The sequence below is a fragment of the Kitasatospora sp. NPDC048545 genome (assembly GCF_040651155.1).
GTDB lineage: Bacteria > Actinomycetota > Actinomycetes > Streptomycetales > Streptomycetaceae > Kitasatospora.
In genome coordinates this window covers 1-26,975 of sequence record NZ_JBEZIQ010000043.1, presented here as the reverse complement: position 1 = coordinate 26,975, position 26,975 = coordinate 1, and the positions used below count along the sequence as shown (strand labels likewise).

21 protein-coding genes are annotated in these 26,975 nt (G+C 73.8%); 10 read left to right on the top strand and 11 right to left on the bottom strand.

Features of this window, described 5'->3' with window-relative positions; genetic code table 11:
• Positions 1-97: 97 nt before the first annotated feature.
• The 4 genes from AB0D10_RS32375 (at position 98) to AB0D10_RS32360 (ending at position 8,022) form a co-directional block, all read left to right on the top strand.
• Positions 98-1,627 (top strand): hypothetical protein, encoded by a 1,530-nt coding sequence (locus tag AB0D10_RS32375; RefSeq protein WP_360262579.1) that lies wholly within the window; start codon positions 98-100, stop codon positions 1,625-1,627.
• Positions 1,628-1,764: 137 nt separating this feature from the next.
• On the top strand, positions 1,765-2,640 hold the full coding sequence (locus tag AB0D10_RS32370; RefSeq protein WP_360262528.1) for a hypothetical protein: 876 nt from the start codon (positions 1,765-1,767) through the stop codon (positions 2,638-2,640).
• A 32-nt stretch (positions 2,641-2,672) separates the two neighbouring features.
• A complete protein-coding gene (locus AB0D10_RS32365; protein ID WP_360262527.1) occupies positions 2,673-7,235 on the top strand; it encodes a hypothetical protein in 4,563 nt (1,520 codons plus the stop codon).
• Between the two features lie 19 nt (positions 7,236-7,254).
• Complete coding sequence (locus AB0D10_RS32360) at positions 7,255-8,022, top strand: metallophosphoesterase (protein WP_360262526.1); 768 nt, start codon at positions 7,255-7,257, stop codon at positions 8,020-8,022.
• 116 nt (positions 8,023-8,138) lie between these two features.
• Here AB0D10_RS32360 and AB0D10_RS32355 read toward each other — a convergent pair whose 3' ends face one another.
• The 3 genes from AB0D10_RS32355 to AB0D10_RS32345 form a co-directional block, all read right to left on the bottom strand.
• A complete protein-coding gene (locus tag AB0D10_RS32355; protein ID WP_360262525.1) occupies positions 8,139-8,276 on the bottom strand; it encodes a hypothetical protein in 138 nt (45 codons plus the stop codon).
• 40 nt (positions 8,277-8,316) lie between these two features.
• On the bottom strand, positions 8,317-8,757 hold the full coding sequence (locus AB0D10_RS32350; RefSeq protein WP_360262524.1) for a hypothetical protein: 441 nt from the start codon (positions 8,755-8,757) through the stop codon (positions 8,317-8,319).
• 205 nt (positions 8,758-8,962) lie between these two features.
• Positions 8,963-9,658, bottom strand: coding sequence for an FCD domain-containing protein (locus tag AB0D10_RS32345; protein WP_360262523.1), 696 nt, complete (start codon positions 9,656-9,658; stop codon positions 8,963-8,965).
• 209 nt (positions 9,659-9,867) lie between these two features.
• Here AB0D10_RS32345 and AB0D10_RS32340 point away from each other — a divergent pair, with 209 nt between their 5' ends.
• Entirely contained in the window at positions 9,868-10,422 is a 555-nt protein-coding gene (locus tag AB0D10_RS32340) for a gluconokinase (protein WP_360262522.1), read from the top strand.
• Between the two features lie 2 nt (positions 10,423-10,424).
• Complete coding sequence (locus tag AB0D10_RS32335) at positions 10,425-11,816, top strand: gluconate:H+ symporter (RefSeq protein ID WP_360262578.1); 1,392 nt, start codon at positions 10,425-10,427, stop codon at positions 11,814-11,816.
• 93 nt (positions 11,817-11,909) lie between these two features.
• On the opposite strand, the gene AB0D10_RS32330 is transcribed toward AB0D10_RS32335, so the two are convergent.
• Positions 11,910-12,539: a TetR/AcrR family transcriptional regulator gene (locus AB0D10_RS32330; protein WP_360262521.1), complete on the bottom strand. Its 630-nt coding sequence runs from the start codon at positions 12,537-12,539 to the stop codon at positions 11,910-11,912.
• A gap of 193 nt (positions 12,540-12,732) precedes the next feature.
• Here AB0D10_RS32330 and AB0D10_RS32325 point away from each other — a divergent pair, with 193 nt between their 5' ends.
• A complete protein-coding gene (locus AB0D10_RS32325) occupies positions 12,733-13,953 on the top strand; it encodes an amidohydrolase family protein (protein WP_360262520.1) in 1,221 nt (406 codons plus the stop codon).
• Positions 13,954-14,065: 112 nt separating this feature from the next.
• Here the strand turns inward: AB0D10_RS32325 and AB0D10_RS32320 are convergent, their stop codons facing one another.
• From AB0D10_RS32320 to mmuM, 5 genes are all read right to left on the bottom strand, one after another.
• On the bottom strand, positions 14,066-15,661 hold the full coding sequence (locus tag AB0D10_RS32320) for a glycerol-3-phosphate dehydrogenase/oxidase (protein WP_360262519.1): 1,596 nt from the start codon (positions 15,659-15,661) through the stop codon (positions 14,066-14,068).
• A gap of 174 nt (positions 15,662-15,835) precedes the next feature.
• A complete protein-coding gene (glpK, locus tag AB0D10_RS32315) occupies positions 15,836-17,356 on the bottom strand; it encodes a glycerol kinase GlpK (protein WP_360262518.1) in 1,521 nt (506 codons plus the stop codon).
• 128 nt (positions 17,357-17,484) lie between these two features.
• Entirely contained in the window at positions 17,485-18,204 is a 720-nt protein-coding gene (locus AB0D10_RS32310) for an MIP/aquaporin family protein (RefSeq protein WP_360262517.1), read from the bottom strand.
• 305 nt (positions 18,205-18,509) lie between these two features.
• Complete coding sequence (locus tag AB0D10_RS32305; RefSeq protein ID WP_360262516.1) at positions 18,510-19,274, bottom strand: IclR family transcriptional regulator; 765 nt, start codon at positions 19,272-19,274, stop codon at positions 18,510-18,512.
• 119 nt (positions 19,275-19,393) lie between these two features.
• Positions 19,394-20,338 carry a homocysteine S-methyltransferase gene (mmuM, locus tag AB0D10_RS32300; protein WP_360262515.1) on the bottom strand — a complete coding sequence of 315 codons (945 nt, stop codon included), beginning with the start codon at positions 20,336-20,338 and terminating at the stop codon, positions 19,394-19,396.
• A 189-nt stretch (positions 20,339-20,527) separates the two neighbouring features.
• Between mmuM and AB0D10_RS32295 the strand changes: the two genes are divergently transcribed.
• The 3 genes from AB0D10_RS32295 (at position 20,528) to AB0D10_RS32285 (ending at position 24,235) form a co-directional block, all read left to right on the top strand.
• The gene (locus tag AB0D10_RS32295; RefSeq protein WP_360262514.1) at positions 20,528-21,436 is read left to right on the top strand and encodes an NUDIX domain-containing protein; all 909 of its coding nucleotides are present in this window, start codon (positions 20,528-20,530) and stop codon (positions 21,434-21,436) included.
• Positions 21,437-21,531: 95 nt separating this feature from the next.
• Positions 21,532-22,086, top strand: coding sequence for an NUDIX domain-containing protein (locus tag AB0D10_RS32290; RefSeq protein ID WP_360262513.1), 555 nt, complete (start codon positions 21,532-21,534; stop codon positions 22,084-22,086).
• A gap of 130 nt (positions 22,087-22,216) precedes the next feature.
• Entirely contained in the window at positions 22,217-24,235 is a 2,019-nt protein-coding gene (locus AB0D10_RS32285; RefSeq protein ID WP_360262512.1) for an acetoacetate--CoA ligase, read from the top strand.
• A 72-nt stretch (positions 24,236-24,307) separates the two neighbouring features.
• Here the strand turns inward: AB0D10_RS32285 and ptsP are convergent, their stop codons facing one another.
• Entirely contained in the window at positions 24,308-25,978 is a 1,671-nt protein-coding gene (gene ptsP / locus AB0D10_RS32280) for a phosphoenolpyruvate--protein phosphotransferase (RefSeq protein WP_360262511.1), read from the bottom strand.
• Between the two features lie 41 nt (positions 25,979-26,019).
• On the bottom strand, positions 26,020-26,469 hold the full coding sequence (locus tag AB0D10_RS32275) for a PTS glucose transporter subunit IIA (RefSeq protein WP_360262510.1): 450 nt from the start codon (positions 26,467-26,469) through the stop codon (positions 26,020-26,022).
• Positions 26,470-26,975: the final 506 nt, after the last annotated feature.

Here is a 26,975-nt window from a genome sequence, read left to right as displayed (position 1 = left end):
ACCCCCGGACGGCCTCCCACCTGCCGTTCCGTCCGCCCGCAAGGTCCGTTTCGGTCGATGTCGGTGCGAACCTCTAATCTTGTCCTCCGTGACCGCCATCGCAGACCCGCCCACCGAGCCCGGCCTCCGCCCGTCCGCCGGCCCGGCCGTCGCGCGCCCCGCGCCCGGCCCCGCCGCCGACGAGGGCCTGGCCCGCCGGCTCAAGGCGCTGGCCTGCACCGCCCCGCTGCACGACCTGGACAACCGCAAGGTCAACCTGGCCGGCGAGTACGGCGGCTACGCGATGGCCGAGGTCGGCCTCGCCGCGATCGACCTGGTCACCCTGAACATGGACTTCGACACCGGGGCCGACCGCGACATAGTCCTCGCCCGCCTGCTGCCCCGGGTCGCTGCCCAGGCCGCCGACCGCCCCGTCACCGAGCACGAGCGGGTCGCCCGCTGGGTGCTGGAGTCGCTGATCAACGTGGGCAGCGTGGACCGCGGCTTCCGCGCTGTCTACGGCACCTTCGGCGCGGACGGCGAGTACGTGCGCCGCGACTACGACTTCAAGCTGATCGAGGAGGTCCCCGGCCCTGACGGCGGCGTCTACCTGCGCACCACCGACGAGGCGGTCAACGTCCTGGTCGGCGCGCTCGACACCGACGTCACCTCGGCCCAGATCGCCGCCGAGGTCAAGCTGGAGGTGCTGATCCGCCGCGGCCGCCTGGCCGACGCCCAGCTCGCCGCCGAGCAGGCCCGCTACCGCACCGTCCAGTACGCCGAGACGCTGCGCCGCGCCCTCGACGCCACCCGACGCAACGTCCGCGCGGTCGACTGGATGCGCGCCGTCCCGGACCTCATCGAGGAGGCGCTGGACCACATCGCCGACCGCTACCGGCACGAGAACGCGATTCTCACCAACATCCGCAAGGCCCGCGACGAGGCCGAGGACCCGGAGCACAAGCGCCGCGCCGCCGAGCTGGTCGACATCGTCAAGGACTGCATCCGCCGTCACACCCAGCTGCAGACCCGCCTGCTGGAGGCCGGCCCGCTGTTCCGCGCCGAGCAGGACCGGCAGGCCTTCGCCACCCCCGGCGCCCGCAGCGGCATCGACCTGTACGGGCAGCTGCTCGCCCCGGTGCTGCGGCTGCCGGTGGAGCAGGCCGCCCGCCCGACCGACGCGTTCTTCGCCCGCGGCGCCGGCCTGCGCACCCCGGTCTCGGTCCGGGTCGCCGACCTGGTCGACCTGCTGCTCACCCCGCCGGTCGAGCGCGAGCACCTCGGCGCCGAGCTGCCCGACCCGGACCTGGTCGCCACCCCGGACGACAGCCGGTTCTCCGAGGCCCAGCTGGAGGCGGCGCTGGTCCTGCTCGACCTGCCCCCGGACGCCCCCCGCCGGCTCTCCGGCCTGCTCGCCGACGCCCGTGCGCAGGACCCGGACCTGCCGTACCTGGTCGCCCTGCTGTCCGTGCACGCGGCCAGCCCGCCGGTCGGCACCGCCTACCGCCAGGGAGAGGAGCGGCTGCTGTTCGCCGTCGACGACGGCACCCCGCTGCGCGACGCGGAGTTCGGCGGCGCCGACCTGATCGTCGGCAGCGCCCTGCTCGACGCGGTCGGCATGGCCGCCGACCGCAAGGACGCCGGCTGAACGGCCTTGACGCACCACCGGAATCCCCGCGGCGGAACCCACCGCGACAGCGGCCGCGGCCGCGACGACGACAGCCCCGACACCACCAGTCCCGACACCGCCAGCAGCGACAGCAACAGCCCCGAGGAGCACCGCCCGTGACGACCCACCACGACACGTCCTGGGCGACCGAGACCGAACCGGCCGCCCCCGCGCCGATCACCCCGGCCGACGTCGCCGACGCCGCCCGGCTGGTCTCCTTCGGCCTCCAGGCCAAGCTGCTGCCCGCCCGCGACGTCGAGTACGCCGAGCTCGTGCGCCGCCACCGCGAGGACCCGCCGTTCGCCCGGCTCGCCGACGCCGTCGCCACCGGCATGGGCCTGGTCGTCCTGGAGGTCTCGCCACGCGCCGGCATGGCCGTGGCCGCCGCCGAGGACTCGCTGTTCGCCGTCCGGATGGGCGACTACTCGCGCCGCGCCGCCTCCGAGTCCACCGACCGCTTCCTGCACGGTCTGGCTCACCTGGCCGTCGCCGCGATGGCCTTCCCCCGCCCCGAGGACCTCGCCGACGACGCCTACCTCGGCCGGATCACCGTCAACGGCGTCGACGCCTTCGTCCGCCAGGCCTGCCGCCGACTGGAGGAGCAGGCCGACGTCGAGGGCGCCAACACCGACCCGCAGTCCGATGCCCCCGGTCTGGAGGCCGCCTGGCGGGTCTGGGCCCGGCGCACCGCCACCGGCGCCACCAAGGACGCCCGCCGGCTCTCCGGCTCCACCATCGGTATCGTCGCCAAGGCCGTGATGTTCCTGGTCGACTCCGGCTTCCTGCAGAAGGTCTCCGACGACTCCGGCGGCACCTACCGCACCACCGCCCGCTACCAGCTGCAGGTCCGCGACCTGGCCGGCAGCGCGGCCATGGCCGAACTGCTCGACCTGGGCGTCGTCCCGGTCTCCGACGGCACCGCCACCCTGCTGCCGCCGGACACCTCCGACGAGCTGGTCGCCGACGCCGGCCTGCCGTTCCACTCGCTCTGACAACCCCATAGACGCACGGAGAACCGCCGCACATGTACGAGCTCAACCGGGTCCGCCTCTACTCGATCGGACCGGCCGGCGCCCGCTACGCCGACACGGTGCTCGACCTGCGCGGCGTCGGCGAGCCCGTCGCCGACCCGGCCCCGCAGCAGATCGGCCTGTTCGGCGAGGAGCCCGACGGCCCGGTCCGCCGCCCCGCCCCGGCCGGCGTGCTCTTCCTGGAGAACGGCGGCGGCAAGTCCGTCCTGCTCAAGCTGATCTTCTCGGTCATGCTCCCCGGCCACCGCAACACCCTGGGCGGCGCCAGCTCCGGTGTGCTGCGCAAGTTCCTGCTCGCCGACGACTGCGGCCACGTCGCCCTGGAGTGGCAGCACACCGTCACCGGCGAACTGATCGTCGTCGGCAAGGTCAGCGAGTGGCGCGGCCGCCAGGTCTCCTCCGACCCGCGCAAGTTCGCCGAGACCTGGTACTCCTTCCGCCCCGGCCCCGGCCTCACCCTCGACTCCCTGCCCGTCTCCGAGCGGGTCAGCCTGGCCGGAGACCAGAAGGCCCGCGGCCGGCGCCGCACCATGAAGGGCTTCCGCGACGCCCTCACCGAGGCCGGCAAGGCCCACCCGCACCTCGACCTGGTCTTCGAGGACGGCCACGACCGCTGGACCGAACACCTCGGCGAACTCGGCCTCGACCCCGAACTCTTCCGCTACCAGCGTGAGATGAACGCCGACGAGGGCGAAGCGGCCGGCCTCTTCGCGGTCAAGCACGACAGCGACTTCACCGACCTCCTGCTGCGCGCCGTCACCGACACCCGGGACACCGACGGCCTCGCCGACCTCGTCCACGGCTTCGCCGCCAAGCTCGGCCGCCGCTCCGAACTCACCGCCGAACGCGACTTCACCGCCGGCTCGCTGGACCTCCTGGAGCGCATCGCCGAGGCCACCACCGCCCGCGATACCGTCCGCGAGGCCCACCGCACCGCCGAACGCCGCACCCGCCGCCTCGCCCACGCCCTCACCTCCCGGGCCACCGCCGAACGCGACCGTGCCCAGGACCTCGCCATCGAGGTCGCCGCCGCCGCGAGCGCCGTCACCGCCGCCGAGTCCGACCGCACCCGGCACACGCTGATCGCCGACGAACTCACCTACCGGCACGCCACCCTGAGCCTCGCCGCGGCCACCACCGAAGCCGCCGCGCTGCGCCGCGAGCTGATCGACGCCCGCACCCTGCACTCCGCCTGGCAGGCCGCCGAGGCCGTGCTGCGCCAGCGCGCCGCCGCCGACCGGGTCACCCGGGTCGCCGCTGCCATCCGCGAGGCCGAGCTGGACGCCGCCCCCGCGCTCGCCGCCCGCGCCCGCGCCGCCACCGCCCTCGCCCGCGCCCTGGAGGCCGCCGCCGCGGCCGCCGAGACCCGCGCCGACACCGAGGAGCAGCGCGCGGGAGAGCTCCAGGAGGACGGCGCCAAGGCCCAGTCCGACGCCACCGAAGCGGCCACCGCCGCCCAGAAGGCCCGCAGCGAGGCCGACCACCTGCGCCAGCGCCTCGTCGAGGTCGAGCAGGAGACCGAAGCCGCCGTCGAAGCGGGCTTCATCGACGCCGACGGCGACGTGGACCCGGCCCGCGCCGCGCTGCACGCCGCCGACGTCGAGAAGGCCGCCACCGCCTCGCTCGCCCAGGCCCGCACCGCCGCCGAGTCCGCCGCCGCCCGGCTGCGCGAGGCCGCCGCCGCCACCTCGCGCACCGAACTCGCCGCCGAGCGCGCCGGCGACGCCCGCAAGGCCGCCGCCCGGGCCCTGGCCGGCGAGCAGCGCACCGCCGCCCTGCTCGCCACCGAACAACGCCTCGCCGACCTGCTCTCCCTGACGCCCTACCAGGACGACGCCGAGGAGGACGCCGGCTTCCTCACCCCCGCCGTCCTCGACCGCAACGCCGAGTACCTGCGCGAACTCCTCGACGAGGCCATCGCCACCGCCGAGCGCACCCTGTTCGACCTCAGGACGGCCGCCGCCGACGACTCCCGCATCCTCGCCGCCCTCGGCGACGGCGGCCTGCTGCCGCCCGGCCCGGACGTGCTCGCCACCGTCGAGTACCTCGCCGAGCACGGCATCCCGGCCCTGCCCGGCTGGCGCTACCTCGCCCAGTCCGTCGACCCGGCCGACCACGATGCGATCCTCGCCGCCCGCCCCGAACTCGTCGACGGCGTGGTCGTCACCGACCCGTCCTCGCTGGAGCGAGCCCGCGAGGCCCTGCAGACCGCCGCCCTGCTGCCGCGCTCCACCGTGGCCGTCGGCGCAGCCGCCTCGCTGATCGCCCCGATCACCGACGAGCCCGCCTTCTTCCTCGTGCCGCCGAACCCGGCCATGCACGACGAGTCCGCCGCCGACGGCGAGCGCCGCGACCTGCGCGCCCGCGCGAGCGCCCGCGAGGAGCACATCCGCGAACTCGCCGGCCGCCTCGGCGCCGACCGGGCCCTCGCCGCCCGCCTCGCCTCCTGGCACGCCAGCTGCCCGCCCGGCACGCTCGCCGAACTCGCCGCAGCCGCCGAGGCCGCTCGCGAGCACGCCGAGCACTCCGCCGCCGCCCTGGCCACCCTGCGCGCGGACCACGACGAGGCCGAGACCGACCACGCCGCCGCCGCCTCGGCCCACGAGGAGCACCGCGAGGCCGCCCAGCGTGCCCGCCGCCGCGCCGACGCCCTGTCCGGTCTCGCCTTCCGCCTGCGCGAGCGCGCCACCTGGGCCCGCCGCCAGCGCGAACTCGCCGAGGACGCCGCCGAGTGCGACCGTCGCCAGGCCCTGCGCGCCGAACGCGCCCGCACCTGCGACGAGGACCGCCGCGCCGCCCAGCGCGCCGCCGACGACGCCCGCCGCACGGCCCGCGCGCTGCGCGGCGAACGCGCCGAGATCCCCGCCGCCGAGCAGACCGACGAGCCCGCCGACACCGCACCCGCCGCACTCCCCGCCCTGCGCGAGGCCTACCGCGCCGCCTCCCAGCTGTACGAGAAGGTCGGCGTCGGCGCCGACCTGCGCGCCGAACAGGCCCGCGCCGAGGGCGACGAAGCGGCCGCCGCGACGGAACTCGACCGCCTCACCAACAAGGTGCGCACCCGCGCCGAGGAACTCCTCGGCAGCCCCGACGGCGCCGACGGCCCGGCCCGCCAGGCCGCCGCCGCCCGCGCCGAGGAACTGGTCGCCACCATCGAGGCCCGCTCTGCCACCGCCAGCGAGCAGCTCGGCCGCCTGCGCGGCGACGCCGAGCGTTCCGCCCCCACCGACGGTGAGGCCCACACCGAGCTGCCCGAGGACCTCGTCCCCACCGACCCCGAGCACGCCCAGGCCCTGCTGCGCACCGCCACCAGCCGGCTCGCCGAACGCCGCGAGGCCCTGGACGCCGCCCGCACCGCCCACGCCGACCTGCAGCGCACCTTCGACACCGCGCAGGCCTCCGCCGCCGACTTCGACGAACTGGCCGGTCAGCTGCGCGACGGCCTGCGCGACCACCAGGAGGACCCGGAGGACCCGGTCGAGCCGTACCTCGGCGGCCTCGCCGACGCCCGCACCGGCGCCACCGAGGCCCGCCGCAGCCTGCGCACCGCCACCGGCGAGCTGTCCAGCGCCGAACTCGCCGTCCGCGACGCCTCCGACGCCCTCGTCCGGCACGCCAACGCCGCCCGCTACGAGGCCGTCCGCACCCCCGCCCGCCAGCAGATCCGCGAACTCCCCGCCTCGGCGCTGCCCGAGCACGCCGCCGCCTGGGCCGCCGCCTTCGCGCCCCGGCTGCGCGTGCTCACCGACGAACTCGCCCAGCTGGAGAAGAACCGCGGCTCGATCGTGGACCGCCTGCGCGGTCTGGTCGAGTCCTCGCTCACCACCCTGCGCGCCGCCCAGCGGCTGTCCCGGCTGCCCGAGGGCCTGGGGGAGTGGTCCGGCCAGGAGTTCCTCCGGATCCGCTTCGAGGACCCGGACCACGCCACCCTGGTCGAACGCCTCGGCGAGGTCATCGACGAGGCCACCCGGGCTGCCGTCCGGAAGAACAGCGACCTGCGCCGCGACGGCATGTCCCTGCTGCTGCGCGGCGTCGCCGCCGCGATCGGCCCCAAGGGCGTGAGCGTCGAGATCCTCAAGCCGGACGCGGTGCTGCGCGCCGAGCGGGTCGGCGTCGGCCAGATGTCCGACGTCTTCTCCGGCGGCCAGCTGCTCACCGCGGCCATCGCGCTGTACTGCACGATGGCCGCGCTGCGCGCCAACGACCGCGGCCAGTCCCAGCTGCGGCACGCCGGCACGCTGTTCCTGGACAACCCGATCGGCCGGGCCAACGCCACCTACCTGCTGGAGCTGCAGCGCGCCGTCGCCGACGCGCTCGGCGTCCAGCTGATCTACACCACCGGTCTGTTCGACACGACCGCGCTCGCCGAGTTCCCGCTGGTCATCCGTCTGCGCAACGACGCCGACCTGCGGGCCGGCCTCAAGTACATCTCGGTCGAGGAGCACCTGCGTCCCGGTCTGCCCGCCGCACCGGACCCGGACGGCCCGGCCATCCACGGCGAGATCACCGCCACCCGGATGTTCAAGCGCCCCGCGGAGGTTCCCGCCCAGCCGTGAACTGATTAGCGTGACCGGCATGCTGACGATCGCGCACCTCAGTGACATCCACCTCGGCCAGGTCCACCGCCGGGACGGCGGCACGCGTGCCCGGCGGCGGGCCGAGCAGGTGGTGGCGTACCTCGACGCCCTGCCCGGCCCGCTGGACGCCGTGCTGGTCACCGGCGACCTCGCCGATCACGGCCTGGCCGAGGAGTACCGGCAGGTGGCCGAGGTGCTGGCCTCCCGGCACCTCGTGCTCACCTGCCCCGGCAACCACGACTCCCGGGCGCCGTACCGGGAGGTGCTGCTCGGCCGGGCCCCGGCGCAGAGCCCGGTCAACCGCCTGCACGAACTCCCGGGCGCCGACGTGCTGATGCTCGACTCGTCGATACCCGGGCAGCACGACGGCCTGCTGGACGAGGAGACGCTGGACTGGCTGGACGCCCGACTCGCCGCCGGGCGCGCCGGGGTGCCCGCCCTGGTCGCCTTCCACCACCCGCCGGTCGACCTGCACCTGCCGACGGTCGACGGGATCCGCCAGTTCGGCGAGGCGGGCCTGGCGCGGGTGCTGCGGCGTCACCCCCGGGTGGTCGCCCTGTTCTGCGGGCACTCGCACACCGCCGCCGCGACCACCTTCGCCGGTCTGCCGCTGCTGGTGGCGCCCGGTGTGGTCTCCACCGTCACCCTGCCCTGCGAGGGTGGGCAGGGCATCTCCTTCGACCACCCGCCGATGCTTGCCTTCCACGTCCTGGACGGGGAGGGCTGGATCACCACCCACTACCGGGTCGTCCCCGTCATGGACTGAGTGCTCGGGAGTCGGCCGACCGGCGCAGGATCCCCGGTGAGTTCGGCGGGCGGGACGATCGAGGAGGAGCGCTCCGCCTCGTCGATCCGGGTCGGGTCGGTGATCGTGCCCCGGTGTCACCAGCAGAGCCGGGGCGAGAGCGGACCCGGGTTCTCCGAGTGGACGCGGACGGCGGGCGAGACCAGGTCGTCGACCGCGCCGGCCGGCTGCGGTCCGGTCAGCGGGCGGAAGAGCGGGTAGCCCCGGTTGGGCACGGTGAACAGGGCACCCTGCGCGGGGAGTTCCTGCCCGGTCTCAGGGACGGGGGGTCGACACCCGCGACTGGTGCGGCGGTTGCGGCGGTCGCTGCGACTGCTGGTGGGGCTGCTGCTGCGGCTGCCGGTACACCGACTGTTGCGGCTGCTGGTGGACGGACTGGCCGGGGCGCGGGAACGGGCGGGCGGCCAGCGGTTCCGAGGGCGTGCGACTGCCCGCCATCGGGTACGCGGAGCCCGGCGGCCGCATCCGCTGCGCGGCGACCTGGCGGGAGATCAGGATCTCCAGCAGGCACCACATGGTGCCGAACACCCCGAGCCCCATGGCCATCAGCGCGGGCGTCAGCATCCAACTGCCCGCGTACGAGGACAGGGTCGCGACGACCACGCCCACCAGGGTGAAGGCGAGGGAGAGCACCGCCCGGACTGCGGCGGCGCGCACCTCGTCGGGAAGGCGGCGACGGCGGCGTGGCACGGACATCGAGCGACCCCCAGGCGCGGATTCGGCGGTGGGCACGGAACGGGCGCACACGAAATGCGCCCCCCGGCTCACTCTGCCCCACCGAACCAGGACTATGCGTCCGAATGCACCGAACTACCGCCAAACCGTGTCATCCGGCCGTGTCGCCCGGTCGTCGGGCTGTCCGGTCCGGCCGCGCCGGTCCGGGCGGTGCCCGGACGGAGGGTCAGCTCAACTGTTGGTTGAGCTCCTCCAGCGCGCCGGTGACGATCGTCCGCATCGCCTGCTCGGCCTCGTCGGAGCGGCCCGAGCAGATCGCGTCGGCGACCTCGCGGTGCAACCGGATCGCGTACGGCTCCGGCTGATGGGGCATCAGATGGTACTCGGTCCGGCCGGTGAGGACCGCCCCCACGGTGTCCCCGAGGTGGGCGAACATCTCGTTGCCGGAGGCGCGCAGCACCAGGGCGTGGAAGGCGATGTCGTACCCGAGGAAGGTGGTCAGGTCGGCATCGCGCGCGGCGACCGTCAACTCCACGGCCAGTGAGCTGAGTTCGCGCCGGTCGTCGTCGGTGGCGTGGACTGCGGCGAGCGCCGCCGCGGCCGGCTCGACGGCCACCCGCAGCGAGCCGAGCGAGCGCAGCTGGGCGGGCCGGTCCGATCCGGCCAGGCGCCAGCGGATCACCATCGGGTCGAAGACGTCCCAGAGCGACTTCGGCAGCACGGTGATCCCGACCCGCCGCCGGGAGGCCACCATGCGCATCCCCTCCAGGATCCGCACGGCCTCCCGGACCACTGTCCGGGACACCCCGAAGCGCTCCTCCAGCTCCTCCCCGCGCAGTACCGCGCCCTCGGGAATCTCGCCGGACGCGAGCGCCGGTCCGAGCTCGTCAAGCAGCCGCCCGGGCAGCCCCTGGATCTCCATCCGCCCAGCCTAGACGTCCCCGGCCGGCAACCCCCACGCCACCCTCCGTCGCGGTGTGATCTCCACCCGCCGTCTCCGGCGCGCCCGTGCCCCGGTCGCGCGGGCCCGGCGCCCCAGGAACTAAAAGTATGACGATTTGGTTTCCGTCACTTGAATACGTCATATCTTTGAGGCGATAGTGGCGGCCAGGCAACGAAGGAGCACCACCCATGGCTCTCAGCGTCGAGAACCACGACCACCCGGAAGCCCCCCTCACCGTCGTGGTGATGGGCGTCTCCGGCGTCGGCAAGACCACCCTGGCCCGCATGCTGGCGGACCGCCTCGACCTCCCCTTCGCCGAGGCGGACGACTTCCACCCGGCGGCCAACATCGCCAAGATGTCGGCCGGCATCCCGCTGGACGACGAGGACCGCGCCCCCTGGCTGCGCGCCATCGGCGCCTGGCTCCGGGAGCGGACCGAGGACGGCACCGGCGGCGTGGTCACCTGCTCGGCCCTGAAGCACGGCTACCGCGACACCCTGCGCGCGGCCTGCCCGGGCGCCTTCTTCCTGCACCTCAGCGGTGGCCACGAGCTGGTCGAGGACCGGATCAACCACCGCTCCGGCCACTTCATGCCGTCGTCGCTGCTCGGCTCGCAGTACGCCGCCCTGGAACCCCTGGAGGCGGACGAGCGCGGCGCGGTCCTGGACGTGGGCCCGTCCCCCGAAGAACTCGTCGAGATGGCCGCGGCGCTGCTGCGGCCCGTCAATGGAGACCTCGCGTGAGCATGAGCTCCCCCACCCTGCTGGCGGCCGCCCCACCGGCCCTGGCGCACACCGGCAGCAACACCCAGCTGCTGATTGCGGTGCTGGTCAGCATCGGTGCGATCGTCGTACTGATCACCAAGCTGAAGCTGCACCCGTTCCTCGCCCTCACGCTCGGCTCCGGCCTGCTGGCCGCCGTCGCGGGCGCCCCCTTCGACAAGCTGCTCGCCGGCTTCTCCACGGGCTTCGGCGCCACCGTGGCGAGCGTCGGCCTGCTGATCGGCCTCGGCGCGATGCTCGGCAAGCTGCTCGCCGACTCCGGCGGCGCGAACATCATCGCGGACACCGTGCTCTCCCGTACGGGCGCCAAGGCGCTGCCCTGGGCGATGGCGCTGATCGCGGCCGTGCTCGGCCTGCCGCTGTTCTTCGAGGTCGGCGTCGTCCTGCTGATCCCGATCGTGCTGCTGGTGGCCCGCCGCGGCAACGTGCCGCTGATGCGGGTCGGCATCCCGGCCCTGGCCGGCCTGTCGGTGCTGCACGGCCTGGTGCCCCCGCACCCTGGCCCGCTCGTCGCCGTCGACGCCCTGAAGGCCGACCTCGGCATCACCCTGGCACTCGGCCTGCTGGTCGCCATCCCGACCCTGATCATCGCCGGTCCGCTGTTCGCACGGGTCGCCGAGCGCTGGGTCGGCCCGCTGGAGATCCCGGCCGCCACCGCCCCCGAGGAGACGGCCAAGCCCGACCGCACGCCGTCCTTCGGCGCGGTGCTGGCGACCATCCTGCTGCCGGTCGTACTGATGCTCGGCAAGGCGCTGGCCGACGTGGTGATCGACGACCCGAAGGCGCCCGCCCAGCGGGTGTTCGACTTCATCGGCTCCCCGCTGATCGCCCTGCTCGCCGCGACCCTGCTCGCCATGCTGACCCTCGGCAGGGCGGCCGGCTTCGACAAGGCCCGGATCTCCGACACCGTCGGCAAGTCGCTCGGTCCGATCGCGGGCATCGTCTTCATCGTCGGCGCGGGCGGCGGCTTCAAGCAGACCCTGATCGACGTGGGCGTCGGCAACGCGGTCAGCGAGTGGTCCGGCAAGTGGCACATCTCCGCGCTGCTGCTGGGCTGGCTGATAGCCGTGCTGATCCGCCTGGCCACCGGCTCGGCGACGGTCGCCACGATCACCGCGGCGGGCATCGTCTCCCCGCTCGCCGCGACCATGTCCTCGACCCACTCGGCGCTGCTGGTCCTCGCGATCGGCGCCGGCTCGCTGTTCTTCTCGCACGTCAACGACGCCGGCTTCTGGCTGGTGAAGGAGTACTTCGGGATGAGCGTCGGGCAGACGCTGAAGTCCTGGTCGGTGATGGAGACGGTGATCTCGGTCGTCGCGATAGCCCTGATCCTGCCGCTGAGCCTGATCGTCTAGCGTCTCGACCGCAGCACCGCAGCACCGCACCACCCCACCACCGCCGCAGGGGCGGCACCCGTGACCGTACGGGTGCCGCCCCTGCGCCGTTCCTCAGCTCGGCGGGCCCAGCAGCCCCGACAGCACCGCCGCCGTCGCCCCCAGCAGCTCCTCCGCGACGGCCCCGCCCGCCGCCGTCCGGGCCAGCAGTCCCTCCCGCGCGGCGAGGACCACCGCCGCGGCCTGCCCGGCGCTCGCGCCCGGGGGCACCAGCTCCGGCAGCGCCCGCTCCAGGACGTCGGCCAGCGCCCGGGCGACGGTCCGATCGTGTGCGGCGACCTGTTCGGCGAGCGCCTCCGTCCGGGCGGCGACCAGCCGGAACTCCAGGAACAGCAGGATCCACCCGGTCTCCGCGGGTTCGACCCGCAGCAGCGCCTCGACCAGCAGTCGGGCCCGCTCCTGGGGCGGCAGCGCCTCGCAGGCGGCGGCCAACTGCTCCAGTTCGGTCATCCGCAGCGCCGCCTGGTCGTCGAAGAGGGCCAGGAGCAGGTCCTCCTTGCTGCCGAAGTTGGAGTAGAAGGCGCCCCGGGTGTAGCCGGCGGCGGCGCAGACGTCCTCGATGCTCGTCCGGGCGAAGCCGACGGTGAGGAACAGCTCGCCCGCCGCGGCGAGCAGCCGGGCCCGGGTGTGGACGCGGCGGCGGGGAGGCCGGGCGGGGGCGGTATCGGCGGGGGGTGGGTTCACAGGAGAACGATACATGGTGTATTCAATACAGGTCGTATTCAATACGAGCCGTACTGAACGGTGGAGGCCGCGCCGAACCGCCGTGCCCGAACCGCCGTGCCCGAACCCGCCGTGCCGGGCCAGCCGGGCCCGGAGACCCGGGCCCGGAGAGCCGCAGCCCACCGCCGTACCGGACCCGAGGGGGACCACCGCCATGAGCCGACTGCTGATCACCAACGCCCACCTGCTCCACCCCGAGGACGGCACCCGCACCGACCTTGCCTGGCTGGAGGCCGCCGACGGCCGGATCGCCGCCACCGGTACCGGCCGTCCGCCCGCCGCGGGCGACGGCGTCCGGGTGGTCGACGCCGCCGGCGGCACCGTCCTGCCCGGCCTGATCGACGCCCACGTCCACCTGCTGGTCACCTCGCTCGACCTGCGCGACGTCGCCGACTGGACCCCCGGCTACGCGACCGCCCGCGCCCTCGCCGAGGCCGGGCGCATGTTGCGCCGCGGCTTCACCACCGTGCGCGACGTCGGCGGCGCCGACCACGGCATGGCCCGCGCCCTCGCCGAGGGCCTGGTGCCCGGGCCCCGGCTGCTGCACGGCGGCAAGGCGCTGTCCCAGACCGGCGGCCACGGCGACCTCCGCCCGCTCGGCGACGACGCCCTGCCCTGCTGCGAGTCGCGGCCGAACTTCGGCCGGATCGCCGACGGCGTGGACGCCGTACGGGCCGCCGCCCGGGACGAGTTCCGGAAGGGCGCGCGCCACCTCAAGGTGCTGCTCTCCGGCGGCGTCGCCTCCCCGCACGACGAGATCGCGGCCGTCCAGTACAGCGAGGAGGAGATCCGCGCGGCGGTCGAGGAAGCGGAGAACCACAACCGCTACGTCACCGTGCACGCCTACCACCCGCGCGCGATCGACCGCGCCCTGCGGGCCGGGGTGCGCTGCGTCGAGCACGGCAACCTGCTGGACGACGGCACGGTCGCCCTGCTGCTGGAGAAGGACGCCTTCCTGGTCCCGACCCTGGTCGCCTACGAGCAGACCGCCAGGCTCGGTGCCGCCTCCGGCCTGCCGCCCGCCTCCGTCGGCAAGCTCGCCGAGGTCCGCGACCGGGGCCTCGACGCCCTGGAGCGCGCCCACCGCGCGGGCGTCAACCTGGTCTACGGCAGCGACCTGCTGGGCCCGCTGCACCCGGCCCAGCTGGAGGAGTTCACCCTCCGCGCCCGCGTCCAGCCGGTCGCGGACGTGCTCCGCTCGGCGACCACCACGGCGGCCCGGCTGCTCGGCATGGCGGGGGAGATCGGCACCCTCGCCCCGGGCGCCCACGCCGACCTGCTCGTCGTCGACGGCGACCCGCTGGCCGACCTCGCCGTCCTCACCCGCCCGGAGCGGCACCTCCGGCACGTGGTCAAGGCCGGCACGCCGGTCTGACGCAGCGCCCACCCGACGCGGAGCCCACCCGAAGCGGCGCCGCCCCCGCAGCGCGACGGGCGGGCGCCCGGGGAAACCCCGGACGCCCGCCCGTCGTACCGTCCTGCGGTGGTTACTTGCCGGCCTTCTTCGCCAGGAAGGCCTCGACCTCGGCCCGGATCTCCGGCGTGTCCAGTCCGCGCACCGTCATGGTGGTGCGGCGGCGCAGCACGTCGTCCGCCGTGTACGCCCACTCGTTGTCCGCCGCGTACGCGACCTGCGCCCAGACATCCGGCCCGTCCTCGTGGATCGGCCGGCCGAGCTCCGGGCTCTCGTCGATCAGGCGGGCGATCTCGAAGGAGAGCGTGCCGTAGTGGCTGGCCAGGTGCTTGGCGACCAGCGGCTCCATGCGCGAGCCCGGCTCGCGGTCGATCAGCAGGCGGTGCGCGACCGCGTTCGGCGCGCCGACGCCCGGCAGCGGGACGGTCGGGGCGATCGGGGACATGTCCTCGCCGAGGCTGGTGCCGGGCACGTGGGCCAGCTTCTCCAGCACGGTGCGGCCGATGTGCCGGTAGGTGGTCCACTTGCCGCCGGAGACCGACAGCATGCCGCCCTTGCCCTCGGTGACGACCGTCTCGCGCTTGGCGGCGGCGGTGTCGCCCGGGCCGCCCGGCAGCACGCGCAGGCCGGCGAAGGAGTAGGTGACCAGGTCGCGGTCGAGGTGCTCGTCGCGGATCGCGTGCGCGGCCTCGCCCATGATCTGGTCGATGTCCGCGTCAGTGGCCCGGACGTCCTTCGGGTCGCCGGTGTACTCCTCGTCGGTGGTGCCGAGGAGGACGTGGTCCTCCCACGGGATGGCGAAGGAGACGCGGTACTTGTCGATCGGAATGGTCAGCGCGGCGCGCCACGGCGAGCGGCGCTTGACCACGACGTGGGCGCCCTTGGAGAGGCGGATCGACGGGGCGGCGCCGGCGTCCTCCATCTTGCGCAGGTGGTCGACCCACGGGCCGGTGGCGTTGAGCACCAGGCGGGCGTCGACGCCGAACTCGGTGCCGTCCAGGCGGTCGCGCAGCTCGGCGCCGGTGACCCGGCTGCCGGTGAAGCGCAGGCCGGTGACCTCGGCGTGGTTGAGCACCACGGCGCCGGCGTCGACGGCGGCGCGCACGGTCATCACCGCGACGCGCGAGTCGTTCATCTGGTGGTCGCCGTAGACGGCCACCGAGCGCAGGCCCTCGGTGCGCAGCGCGGGCACCTGCTGGGCGGCGTGCGCGGCGGTCGAGACCCGGCCCATGCCGTCGCGGAAGGCGGAGAGCGCCGAGTACAGGAACACGCCGGCGCCGAGCTTGGCCGCGCCGTGCGGGCCGCCCTTGTAGACCGGCACGAAGAAGGTGAGCGGGTTGACCAGGTGCGGGGCCACGTCGGTGGAGAGCGCGCGGCGCTCCTTGTGGTTCTCCGCGACCAGCTTGACCGCGCCGGTCTGCAGGTAGCGCAGACCGCCGTGGACGAGCTTGGAGGAGGCGCTGGAGGTGGCACCGGCGAAGTCGCCGGCGTCGACCATGGCGACCTTCAGGCCGGCCTGGGACGCGGTCCAGGCGACGGCCGTGCCGAGGATGCCGCCCCCGATCACCAGCAGGTCGTAGGTGGCCTTGCCGAGCAGCTCACGGGTCTCGGCGCGGGAGGCGGTGCGGCCGGCGGTGCGCTCGGCGCCCAGGGTCGGGATGGTTGCCATGGTGGTTGTGTACGGCGCGCTGGTCGGGCGGCGCCGTTACTCCTCTCGGGTGCGGTGCGGCCCCTGCTGGAGAGGCCGGTCGGCCCGGTGCGGCGGGCCGGTGAAACACGGTTGCGCCCGTTGCCGGAACAGCGGGCGGCCGGCCGGGGCACGGGGCCCCGACCGGCGGGTCGGTCAGTTGGTCTCTTCCTCCTCCACCCAGCCCATGGTGCGCTCCACGGCCTTGAGCCACTTCTTGTACTCGCGCTCCCGGGTGGCCTCGTCCATGCGCGGGGTCCACTCGGCGGCGCGGTGCCAGTTGGCCCGCAGGGTGTCGAGGTCGTTCCAGAAGCCGACGGCGAGACCGGCCGCGTAGGCGGCGCCGAGGGCGGTGGTCTCGGCCACGTACGGGCGCTCGACCGGGGCGTCCAGGACGTCGGCGATGTTCTGCATGAGCAGGTTGTTGCTGGTCATGCCGCCGTCGACCTTGAGGGCGGTGAGCTCGACCCCGGAGTCCTTCTGCATGGCGTCGACGACCTCGCGGGTCTGCCAGGCGGTGGCCTCCAGGACGGCCCGGGCCAGGTGGCCCTTGGTGACGTACCGGGTCAGACCGGCGATCACACCGCGGGCGTCGGAGCGCCAGTACGGGGCGAACAGGCCGGAGAAGGCCGGGACGAAGTAGGCGCCGCCGTTGTCCTCGACCGTGTTGGCGAGGGTCTCGATCTCGGCGGCGGTGGAGATGATGCCGAGCTGGTCGCGCAGCCACTGGACGAGCGACCCGGTGACGGCGATGGAGCCTTCCAGGGCGTACACCGGGGCCTGGTCGCCGATCCGGTAGCCGACGGTGGTCAGCAGGCCGTGGTACGAGTTGACGATCTTCTCGCCGGTGTTGAGCAGCAGGAAGGTGCCGGTGCCGTAGGTGGACTTGGCCTCGCCCTCGTTGAAGCAGGTCTGGCCGAACAGCGCGGCCTGCTGGTCGCCGAGCGCGGAGGCGACCGGGACGCCGGCCAGGTCGCCGACGGCCTCGCCGTACACCTCGGCGGAGGAGCGGATCTCCGGCAGGACGGCCATCGGCACGCCCATCGACTCGGCGATGCTCTCGTCCCAGGCGAGCGTCTTGAGGTTCATCAGCATGGTGCGGCTGGCGTTGGTCACGTCGGTGACGTGCTTGCCGCCGTCGACACCGCCGGTGAGGTTCCAGATCACCCAGGTGTCCATGGTGCCGAACAGGATGTCGCCGGCCTCGGCGCGCTCGCGCAGGCCCTCGACGTTGTCCAGCAGCCAGCGGATCTTCGGGCCGGCGAAGTAGCTGGCCAGCGGGAGGCCGGTCTCGCGGCGGAAGCGGTCCTGGCCGACGTTGCGGCCGAGCTCGCGGCAGAGCCCCTCGGTGCGGGTGTCCTGCCACACCAGCGCGTTGTGCACCGGCTCACCGGTGTTCTTGTCCCACAGGACGGTGGTCTCGCGCTGGTTGGTGATGCCGACGGCGCGGATGTCGTCCTTGGTCAGGCCGGCCTTCTCCAGCGCACCGCGGACGACCGACTGCACCCGGGTCCAGATCTCTGCGGCGTCGTGCTCGACGTAGCCGGGCTGGGGGAAGATCTGCCGGTGCTCCTGCTGGTCGACGGCGACGATCCGGCCGTCGGCGCCGAAGATGATGCAGCGGCTGGAGGTGGTGCCCTGGTCGATCGCGGCGATGTAGTTACCGGTGGAGGTCATGGGAGGGTCCTCGGCTCGGGTTCGGGGGTTACGGGGTGGGTGGGCCTGACGCGCTTCTCGGTCAGTCCCCGTGTTCGGCGGGGTCGACACCGCTGTTCGGTCGACACCGCTGTTCGGGGGAGGGGCCTTTAGAAGAGGGCGTTGTACACGCCGCCGGCCGCGAGGCCGCCGATGATCGGGCCGACGACCGGGACCCAGGCGTACGACCAGTCGGAGCCGCCCTTCTTGGGGATCGGCAGCAGGGCGTGTGCGATGCGCGGGCCGAGGTCACGGGCCGGGTTGATCGCGTAGCCGGTCGGGCCGCCCAGCGAGAGGCCGATGCCGACGACGGTGAAGGCGACCATCAGGGTGCCGGTACCGGACTGGGAGAGGCCGGTGTTGGTGCCGATGGTGAGGATCGCGAAGCAGAGCACGAAGGTGCCGATGACCTCGGTGAGCACGTTCTGGAACGGGTTCCGGATCTCGGGCCCGGTCGAGAAGATGCCGAGGGTGGGTTCCTCGTTGGCGTTGAACTGGCCGAGGTAGGTGGCCCAGACCAGAACGGCGCCGATGATCGCGCCGAGCATCTGCGAGCCGATGTAGAGCGGCACCTGGCTCCAGTCGCCGCTCTTGACCGCGAGCGCGATGGTGACGGCGGGATTGAGGTGCGCGCCGGACTTCGGAGCCGACATGTATGCGGCGATGAGGACCGCGAATCCCCAGCCGAAGGTGATCGCCAGCCAGCCGGCGTTGAGGGCCTTCGACTTCTTGAGGGTCACGGCGGCGCAGACGCCGCCGCCGAGGAGTATCAGGGCGGCGGTGCCGAGGGTTTCACCGACGAAGACGTCGCCGTTGGAGAACGCGGACACAAAGACTCCCTTGTCCATATGGCCCGGAGGTGCGGGTGGGGGCAGGCGGCCGGTCGATCGCTATGCGGAGTGAGCGCACTGTGGGAGTGATCTTCCCGGCCATCGTTCGACAATGTCGACCGTCATGCGGAAGCTTCCTCCCCAGGTCGGCCCCACGTCAAGGCAGGGTTACGCAGCTGTGACCCTCGCCTCGACCCGCCCTTCGAAGTTACCGAGCGGAGCGCCCCGAAACAGGACAAAACGCCAAGGCGCGGACAGGCCGACAGCCCGTCCGCGCCTCAGCGTGACGATGTGAACGCTGTATCTCAGAACCGGCCGGCGCCCAGATCGCGGGAGATCGCCCGCGCAGCGCTGCGCACCGAGGCCACCAGCGAGGGCTTCACGAAGCCGTCCTCGCAGACCCGTTCCACCGCACCGCTGATGCACACCGCGCCCACCGGGTTGCGCCGCCGGTCCTGGATCAGCGCGCCGATCGAGGCCACGCCCTCCCAGGTCTCCTCCACCGAGTCGGCCCAGCCGCGTTCGCGGATCAGCGCGCACTCGGCGTCCACGTCGGCCGCCTCGGTCAGCGTGCGCATGGTGTAGGACTCGTACGGCCCGTCACCCAACTCCCCGCGCGCGACGGGGTCGTAGGCCACCAGCACCTTGCCCAGTGCGGTGCTGTGCAGCGGCTGCATCGAACCGACCTCCAGCACTTGCCGGGTGTCGTCCGGCCGGAACACGTGGTGCACGATCAGCACGCCCTGCTGGTGCAGCACCCCCAGGTAGACCGTCTCCCCGGACGCCCGGGCCAGGTCGTCCGCCCACACCAGGGCCCGCGCCCTCAGCTCGTGGACGTCCAGGTAACTCTGTCCCAGCCGCAGCAGTTCGGCGCCCAGCTGGTACTTGCCGCTCTCCGGGTCCTGCTCGACGAACCCCTCCTGCTGCAGCGTGCGCAGGATGCCGTGCGCGGTGCCCTTGGCGAGGCCAAGCGCCGTCGCGACCTCGGACAGGCCGAGGCGGCGCTCACCGCCGGCCAGCAGGCGCATGATCGCGGCGGCCCGGGAAAGCGACTGGATCGGGCCGGGCATGGGTACCTCCGCGCGGACAGGCGGTCGACAATGTCGACCGCAGTGGTGACGGGACGAGTCTGCCAGGCTGGACGGACTCCGTGCACCTTCCCCCTCGGTAGTCCGCCTCCGGTCGGGTGCTAACCTCCCGCGCCGGCGGGCCGGCTCCGGCGCACCGCGACCTCCGCCGCGAGGGCCGCGATCCCGTCCGGGCCGACCCGGCAGCAGCCGCCGACCAGCCGCGCGCCCTCCGCGAGCCAGCCGCCCACCCGGAACGAGCGGAAGGTCGGCTCCCCGCGCCAGCCCCGGTTCTCGGCGTCCCACCGCTCCCCGCTGTTGGGGTAGACCACCACCGGCTTCCCGGTCACCCCGGCGGCCACCGCCACCGCCCGGTCCGCGTCCTGCGGCGTGCAGCAGTTGACGCCCACCGCCAGCACCTCGTCCACGTCCGCTGCCAGCGCGAAGGCCTCCGCCAGCGGCTGCCCGGCCCGGGTCCGGTCCCCGTCGACGCTGAACGACAGCCAGGCCGGCACCCCCAGCCCGCGCACCAGCTCCAGCAGCGCCCGCGCCTCGTCCGCGTCCGGCACCGTCTCCAGCGCCAGCACGTCCGGTCCGGCCGCCGCCAGCACCTCCAGTCGCGGCCGGTGGAAGGCCACCAGCTCCGCGACGCCCAGCCCGTACCGGCCCCGGTACTCCGAGCCGTCCGCCAGCACCGCCCCGTACGGGCCCACCGACGCCGCCACCCAGCGCCGCCGCCCGCCCGGTTCGGCCCGCGCCGCCTCCCGGGCCAGCTCCACGCTGCTCGCCAGCAGCCGCGCCGCACCGGCCCGGCCCACGCCGCGCCGGGCGAAGCCCGCGAAGCTCGCCTGGTAGCTCGCCGTGATGGCGACGTCCGCGCCGGCCTCGAAGTACGCCCGGTGCGCCGCGACCACCGCCCCCGGGTCGTCCGCCAGCAGGCGCGCCGACCACAGTTCGTCCGACAGGTCGTGCCCCGCCGCCGCCAACTGGTTCGACATCCCGCCGTCCAGCACCAGCGGACCGGCGGCCAGCGCCGCGGCGAAGTCCGGCGGGGGAGCAGTGGGCATGTCGGCCTCCTCTGGCACGGTCGCTGCTGGTCACAGCCTAGAAGGCGGAGGGTCCCGCCGACCGGGAAAAGCATTTGCCGCCGGGGAACGTGAATGACTACGTTGTGCTCAGGCCGAGAACGACAGCACCTGACCACACCGAAGACAAGAACGAACACGAGAGCCACGAGAGCGCGGAGAGGACCGGCGATGGCGGCGGACGACCGGCCCGGCACCGGGCCCGCGGCCGAGCAGGAGTGGCTCGCCGCGTACGACCCGCGCGCCTACGCTCCGATCGCCGTCACGGTCGACGTGGTCGCCCTGACCTTGCGCCACGGCGGCCTGCACGTCCTGCTCGTCGAACGCGGCGCCCCGCCCTACCAGGGCTGCTGGGCACTGCCCGGTGGCTTCCTGCGGGCCGGCGAGGAGAGCCTGGACGAGGCCGCAGCCCGCGAACTCGCCGAGGAGACCGGCCTGCAGAGCGCCTCCGACGCCGAGGCCACGCTCTGCCGGCTCCACCTGGAACAGCTCGGCACCTACGGAGCCCCCGACCGGGACCCGCGGATGCACGTCGTTTCCGTCGCCTACCTCGCCTTCGCACCGGACCTCCCCGACCCCCGGGCCGGGACGGACGCCGCGGCCGCCGCCTGGCACCCCGTCCGCGACCTGGACCTCCGGCCCCGCGGCCGGACCGGAGCCGCCGGTGCGCCCGCCGACACCCACGGGGGTGGCGTCGACGGGCGCACCGGCCCCGCACCGCTCGCGCTGGCCTTCGACCACGCCCGGATCCTCGCCGACGGGCTCGACCGGGTGCGCGCCAAGCTCGAGTACAGCCCGCTGGCCACCGCCTTCCTGCCCCACGACTTCACCATCCCCGACCTGCGCGCCGTCTACGAGGCGGTCTGGGACGAGAAGCTCCACCCCGGCAACTTCCACCGCAAGGTCCTCTCCGTCCCCGGATTCGTCGAGAGCACCGGCACCACCACCGCGCGCGGCGGCGCCCGCGGCGGCCCCCGGGCCCGCACCTACCACGCGGGCGACGCCGCCCTGCTGCACCCCGCCCTGCTCCGCCCCACCGCCGCCCGCGAGGACCTCCCGGGCGAGGGCCCGCACCACTGATCACCGCGGACCCCGATCACCGGAGCGCGGATCACCCGAGCACTGATCACCGGAGACCGGGAGACCACGTCGACCGACGGGACTACCATCCGGCCATGACCACTGACGAAGCTGCCCGGGCCGTCCACCGGCCGTTCTCCCACTGCCACTTCTGCGGCACGCCGTACCCGCCCGACACCCGGGCCTGGCCCCGCACCTGCCCCAGCCCCGGCTGCGCCGAGATCAGCTACCGCAACCCGCTTCCCGTCGCGGTCGCCGTCCTGCCCGTCACCCGGCCCGACGCCGACCCCGCCCTGGTCGTCATCCGCCGCACCATCGAACCCGGCTACGGCGAACTCGCCTTCCCCGGCGGCTACATGGACTACGGCGAGAGCTGGCAGCAGGCCTGCGTCCGCGAACTCCACGAGGAGACCGGCATCACGGCCGACCCCGCCGAGGTCACCCTGATCCACACCTGCTCCGACCCCGACGGCCGCTTCGTCATGCTCTGCGGCCTGCTCCCCGCCCGCCCGCTCGCCGAGCTCCCGCCCTCGCGCCCCACCGACGAGACCGACGGCTGGTACCTCGCCACCGCCGACACCCCGCTCGTCTGGGACTTCCACAACAGCGTCCTGCACCGCTGGTTCAGCGGCGAGTTCGCCCCCCGCTGACCGACCCCGCCGCGCACCGGCCGACCCTGGCGCGACGGCCGCTCACGTGGCATGGTCTGCACCGACAGCCCAACCGGACGGGTCTGCCACAAGCCCTCCCGTCCCCACCACCGGCCGGGAGACCACCACCGTGAGCACCCCACCCCAGGACCAGCCGCTCTGGCGCCCCAACCCCGCTCGCGCCGCCGCCACCAGCCTGGTGGCCTTCCAGGCCTGGGCCGCCGAACACCACGGCGCCCCGGCCGCCCCGCTCGCCCCGGCCGCCGACGACCAGCAGGCCGCCGAGCGCTACGCCGACCTGCACGCCTGGTCCACCGAGGACCTCGACCGGTTCTGGACCGCGGTCACCCGCTGGTTCGACGTCCGCTTCACCGAGGCCCCCGAGGCCGTCCTCGCCGACCCGGCCATGCCGGGCGCCCGCTGGTTCCCCGGCGCCCGCCTCAACTACGCCGAGCACGCCCTGCGCGCCGCCGAGGACCCCTCCAACGCCGACCGGCCGGCCGTCCTCCACGTCGACGAGACCACCGAGCAGCCCGTCGTCCTCACCTGGTCCGAGCTGCGCCGCCAGGTCGGCTCCCTCGCCGCCGCCCTGCGCGCCCGGGGCATCGGCCCCGGCGACCGCGTCAGCGCCTACCTGCCCAACATCCCGCAGGCCGCCGTCGCCTTCCTCGCCGCCGCCGCCGTCGGCGCGGTCTGGACCGGCTGCGCCCCCGACTTCGGTGCCCGCAGCGTCCTCGACCGCCTGCAGCAGATCGAACCCGCCGTCCTCTTCGCCGTCGACGGCTACCACTACGGCGGCAAGGACCACGACCGCACCGAGGTCGTCGCCGAGCTGCGCCGCGAGCTCCCCAGCCTGCGCACCGTCGTGCACGTCCCGCTGCTCGGCTCCCCTGCCCCCGAGGGCGCCCTGACCTGGGACGACCTGGTCGCCGACGACGTGGAACCGGTCTTCGAGCCGGTCCCCTTCGACCACCCGCTCTGGGTCCTCTACTCCTCCGGCACCACCGGCCTGCCCAAGGCCATCGTCCAGAGCCAGGGCGGCATCCTGCTCGAACACCTCAAGCAGGCCGGCCTCCACCTCGACCTCGGCCCCCGGGACCGCTTCCTCTGGTACACGTCCACCGGCTGGATGATGTGGAACTTCCTGCTGGCCGGCCTCCTCGTCGGCGCCACGATCGTCACCTACGACGGCAGCCCCGGGCACCCCGACACCGGCGCCCTGTGGTCCGTCGCCGCCCGCACCGGCGCCACCGTCCTCGGCACCTCCGCCGCCTACGTGATCGCCAGCCGCAAGGCCGAGCTGCACCCCGGCCGCGACCTCGACCTCTCCGCCGTGCGCTGCATCGGCACCACCGGATCCCCGCTGCCGCCCGACGGCTTCCGCTGGATCTACGACGAGGTCAAGGAGGACGTCTGGCTCGCCTCCGTCAGCGGCGGCACCGACGTCTGCTCCTGCTTCGTCGGCGGCGTGCCCACCCTCCCCGTGCACCTCGGCGAGATCCAGGCGCCCTGCCTTGGCGCCGCCGTCGAGTCCTGGGACGTCCAGGGCAAGCCGCTCACGGACGCCGTCGGCGAACTCGTCGTCACCAAGCCCATCCCGTCCATGCCCACCGGCTTCTGGAACGACCCCGAGGGCACCCGGTACCACGACAGCTACTTCGACACCTACCCCGGCGTGTGGCGCCACGGCGACTGGATCACCGTCACCTCCCGCGGCACCGTCGTCATCCACGGCCGCTCCGACTCCACCCTCAACCGCCAGGGCGTCCGGATGGGCTCCTCGGACATCTACGAGGTGGTCGAGCGCCTCCCCGAGATCGCCGAATCCCTGGTCATCGGCCTGGAGGAGCCCGACGGCGGCTACTGGATGCCGCTGTTCGTCGTCCTCGCGCCCGGCGCCGAGCTGAACGACGACCTCATCAAGCGCATCCGCACCTCCCTGCGCACCGAGCTCTCCCCGCGCCACGTCCCCGACGAGGTCATCGCCGTCCGCGGCCTGCCGCACACCCTCACCGGCAAGCGGATCGAGGTCCCGGTCAAGCGCATCCTCTCCGGCACGCCGCTGGAGCAGGCCGTCAACCCCGGTTCCGTCGACAAGATCGAGCACCTGCGCTTCTTCGAGCAGCTCCGCGTCGACCGCCGGGCCTGAGCGGCCCCGGCGCGCACGAAAGGGGCGCCCCACCGCGGTGGTGGGGCGCCCCTTCCCGTCCGTCCACTGTCCCTACTCGCCGGACAGCACCTGCTGCGCCGCGGCCCGTGCCTCCTCGGCACCGTCCGCCGCCCGGGCCGCCTCGGCCGCCCGGCGACACTGCGCCAGCGTGTACTTGGCCAGCGTGGTCCGCACGTACGGGATCGACGCGGAGCCCATCGAGAGGCTGGTGACGCCAAGACCGGTCAGCACCACGGCCAGCAGCGGGTCGGACGCCGCCTCGCCGCAGACACCGCAGCTCTTGCCGGACACCCGCGCGGCGTCGGCCGCCGCGGCGACCAGGTCCAGCAGCGCCGGCTGCCACGGGTCCTGCAGTCGCGCCAGCGCACCGACCTGGCGGTCGGCCGCGAAGGTGTACTGCGCGAGGTCGTTGGTCCCCAGCGACAGGAACTCGACCTCCTGCAGGATCGACCTGGCCCGCAGTGCGGCCGACGGGATCTCCACCATCGCACCGAACTTGGCAGTGAGCCCGGCCTCGCGGCACGCGGTCGCGAAGTCCTTGGCGTCCTTGCGGTCGGCCACCATCGGGGCCATCACCTCAAGGTGCACCGGCAGGCCCTCGGCCGCGGTGGCCAGCGCCCGCAGCTGGGTGCGCAGCACCTCGGGGTGCTCCAGCAGGGTGCGCAGGCCGCGCACGCCCAGCGCCGGATTCGGCTCGTCGGCCGGGGTCAGGAAGTCCAGCGGCTTGTCCGCACCCGCGTCGAGCACCCGGACGACGACCCGCCCCTCGGGGAAGGCCTCCAGCACCTTGCGGTACGCCTCGACCTGCTTCTCCTCGGTGGGGGCCTTCGCCGAGTCGTCCAGGAACAGGAACTCGGTACGGAACAGGCCGACACCCTCGGCGCCGTTCTCCAGCGCCGCCGGCACGTCCGCCGGGCCACCCACGTTGGCCAGCAGCGGGACGCGGTGCCCGTCCGAGGTCTGGCCGGGGCCGGAGGAGGCAGCCAGCGCGGCCCTGCGCTCGGCGGCGGCCGCCCGCAGCTCCTCCTGCTTCTCCTGCGAAGGCTCCAGCAGCACGTCGCCGGAGCTGCCGTCCACGGCGACGACGGTGCCCTCGGCGACATCGGTCGCACCGGGCAGCGCGACGACGGCCGGCACGCCCATGGCCCGCGCCAGGATGGCGCTGTGGCTGGTCGGCCCGCCCTCCTCGGTCACGAAGCCGAGCACCAGCGCCGGGTCCAGCAGCGCCGTGTCGGCCGGCGCGAGGTCACGGGCGAACAGTACGTAGGGCTCGTCGCTGTCCGGCACACCCGGCATCGGCACCCCGAGCAGCCGGGCCACGATCCGGTTCCGCACGTCGTCCAGGTCGGCGACCCGCCCGGCCAGGTACTCCCCGGCGGAGGCGAGCAGCGCACGGTAGGCGGCGAAGGCGTCGTACACACCGCGCTCGGCACTGCTGCCGACGGCGATCCGGCGGGACACGTCGGCCATCAGCTCCGGGTCCTGCGCCATCAGCGCCTGGGCCTCCAGCACGGCCTGCGCCTCGCCGCCCGCCAGGTTGCCGCGCGCGATCAGGTCGGCGGCGACGGCCTCGACGGCGGCCTGGGCGCGGGCCTGCTCCCGCGGGGCGTCCTCGGTGGGGATCTGGGTGGCCGGGGGCTCCAGCACCGCCGTCCCCATGTGCCGCACCTGGCCGATCGCGACCCCGTGGCTGACACCCACGCCGCGCAGTGTCTTCTCCATGTACCTGTCTCCGCTGAGTCTGTGTGGGGGATAGAGAGGAGTCAGCTCCAGCTGAACAGGGCTTCGCCGGAGACGGCCTCGCCGTCCTCCCGCAGGTCGCCGAGCGAGTCCGGGGCGGCCTCCAGCGCGACGATCGGGGAGATCGGCGACTTGCCGGCGGCCTCGACGGCGGCCGGGTCCCACTTGATGACGGCCTGACCGCGGGTCACCGTGTCGCCCTTGTTGACGAGCAGCTCGAAGCCTTCGCCGTTGAGCTGGACGGTGTCGATCCCGAGGTGGGTCAGCACACCGTGGCCCTCGGCGTCCACGACGACGAAGGCGTGCGGGTGCATGGAGACGACGACGCCGTCCACCGGGGCGACCGCCTCGGTGGGCCGACGGACCGGGTCGATCGCGGTGCCCGGGCCGACCATCGCACCCGAGAACACCGGGTCGGGCACGCCGGCGAGCCCGACGACCTTGCCGGTCAGCGGCGACGTCACAGTGGTCATGGTTGTGCCTCCCAAGAGCGCAGTACAGCGAGCGGCCGCGAGGAGCGGCACGACGATCAACTGAAGCCTAAATCATGCCAACTAGGGACATCTGTCGACATTCCCGGGCGAATCCCCGCCCCGTGCCCACCTGTTGGTCGGCGTCCCATCGGCCCGCGAGTGGTCTAGTCCTCTCGGCCGATGCGCCGCACTCTACAGGCATCTTGGCGAATCGGGACCATTGCTGTATATGCTCGCGAGAGCAACAAATCATGCCGCCACCCGGGTGACACCGGGCGAGCCTCGATTCGCGCCGCGGCGGACGACCCGCTATGGTTGGTCGAGTCGCCGCAACTCGGCGGTTAACACCAGATTTCGGATGCGAAAAGCCCCGGTAAACGGAGCGGAACACATCTGCTAAGCTGGAATCACGAACGAAGCCCGGAGGGCCTGCTGGAAGGCGGTCCGAAGGAAGCGTCCGTTCCTTGAGAACTCAACAGCGTGCCAAAAGTCAACGCCAGATATGT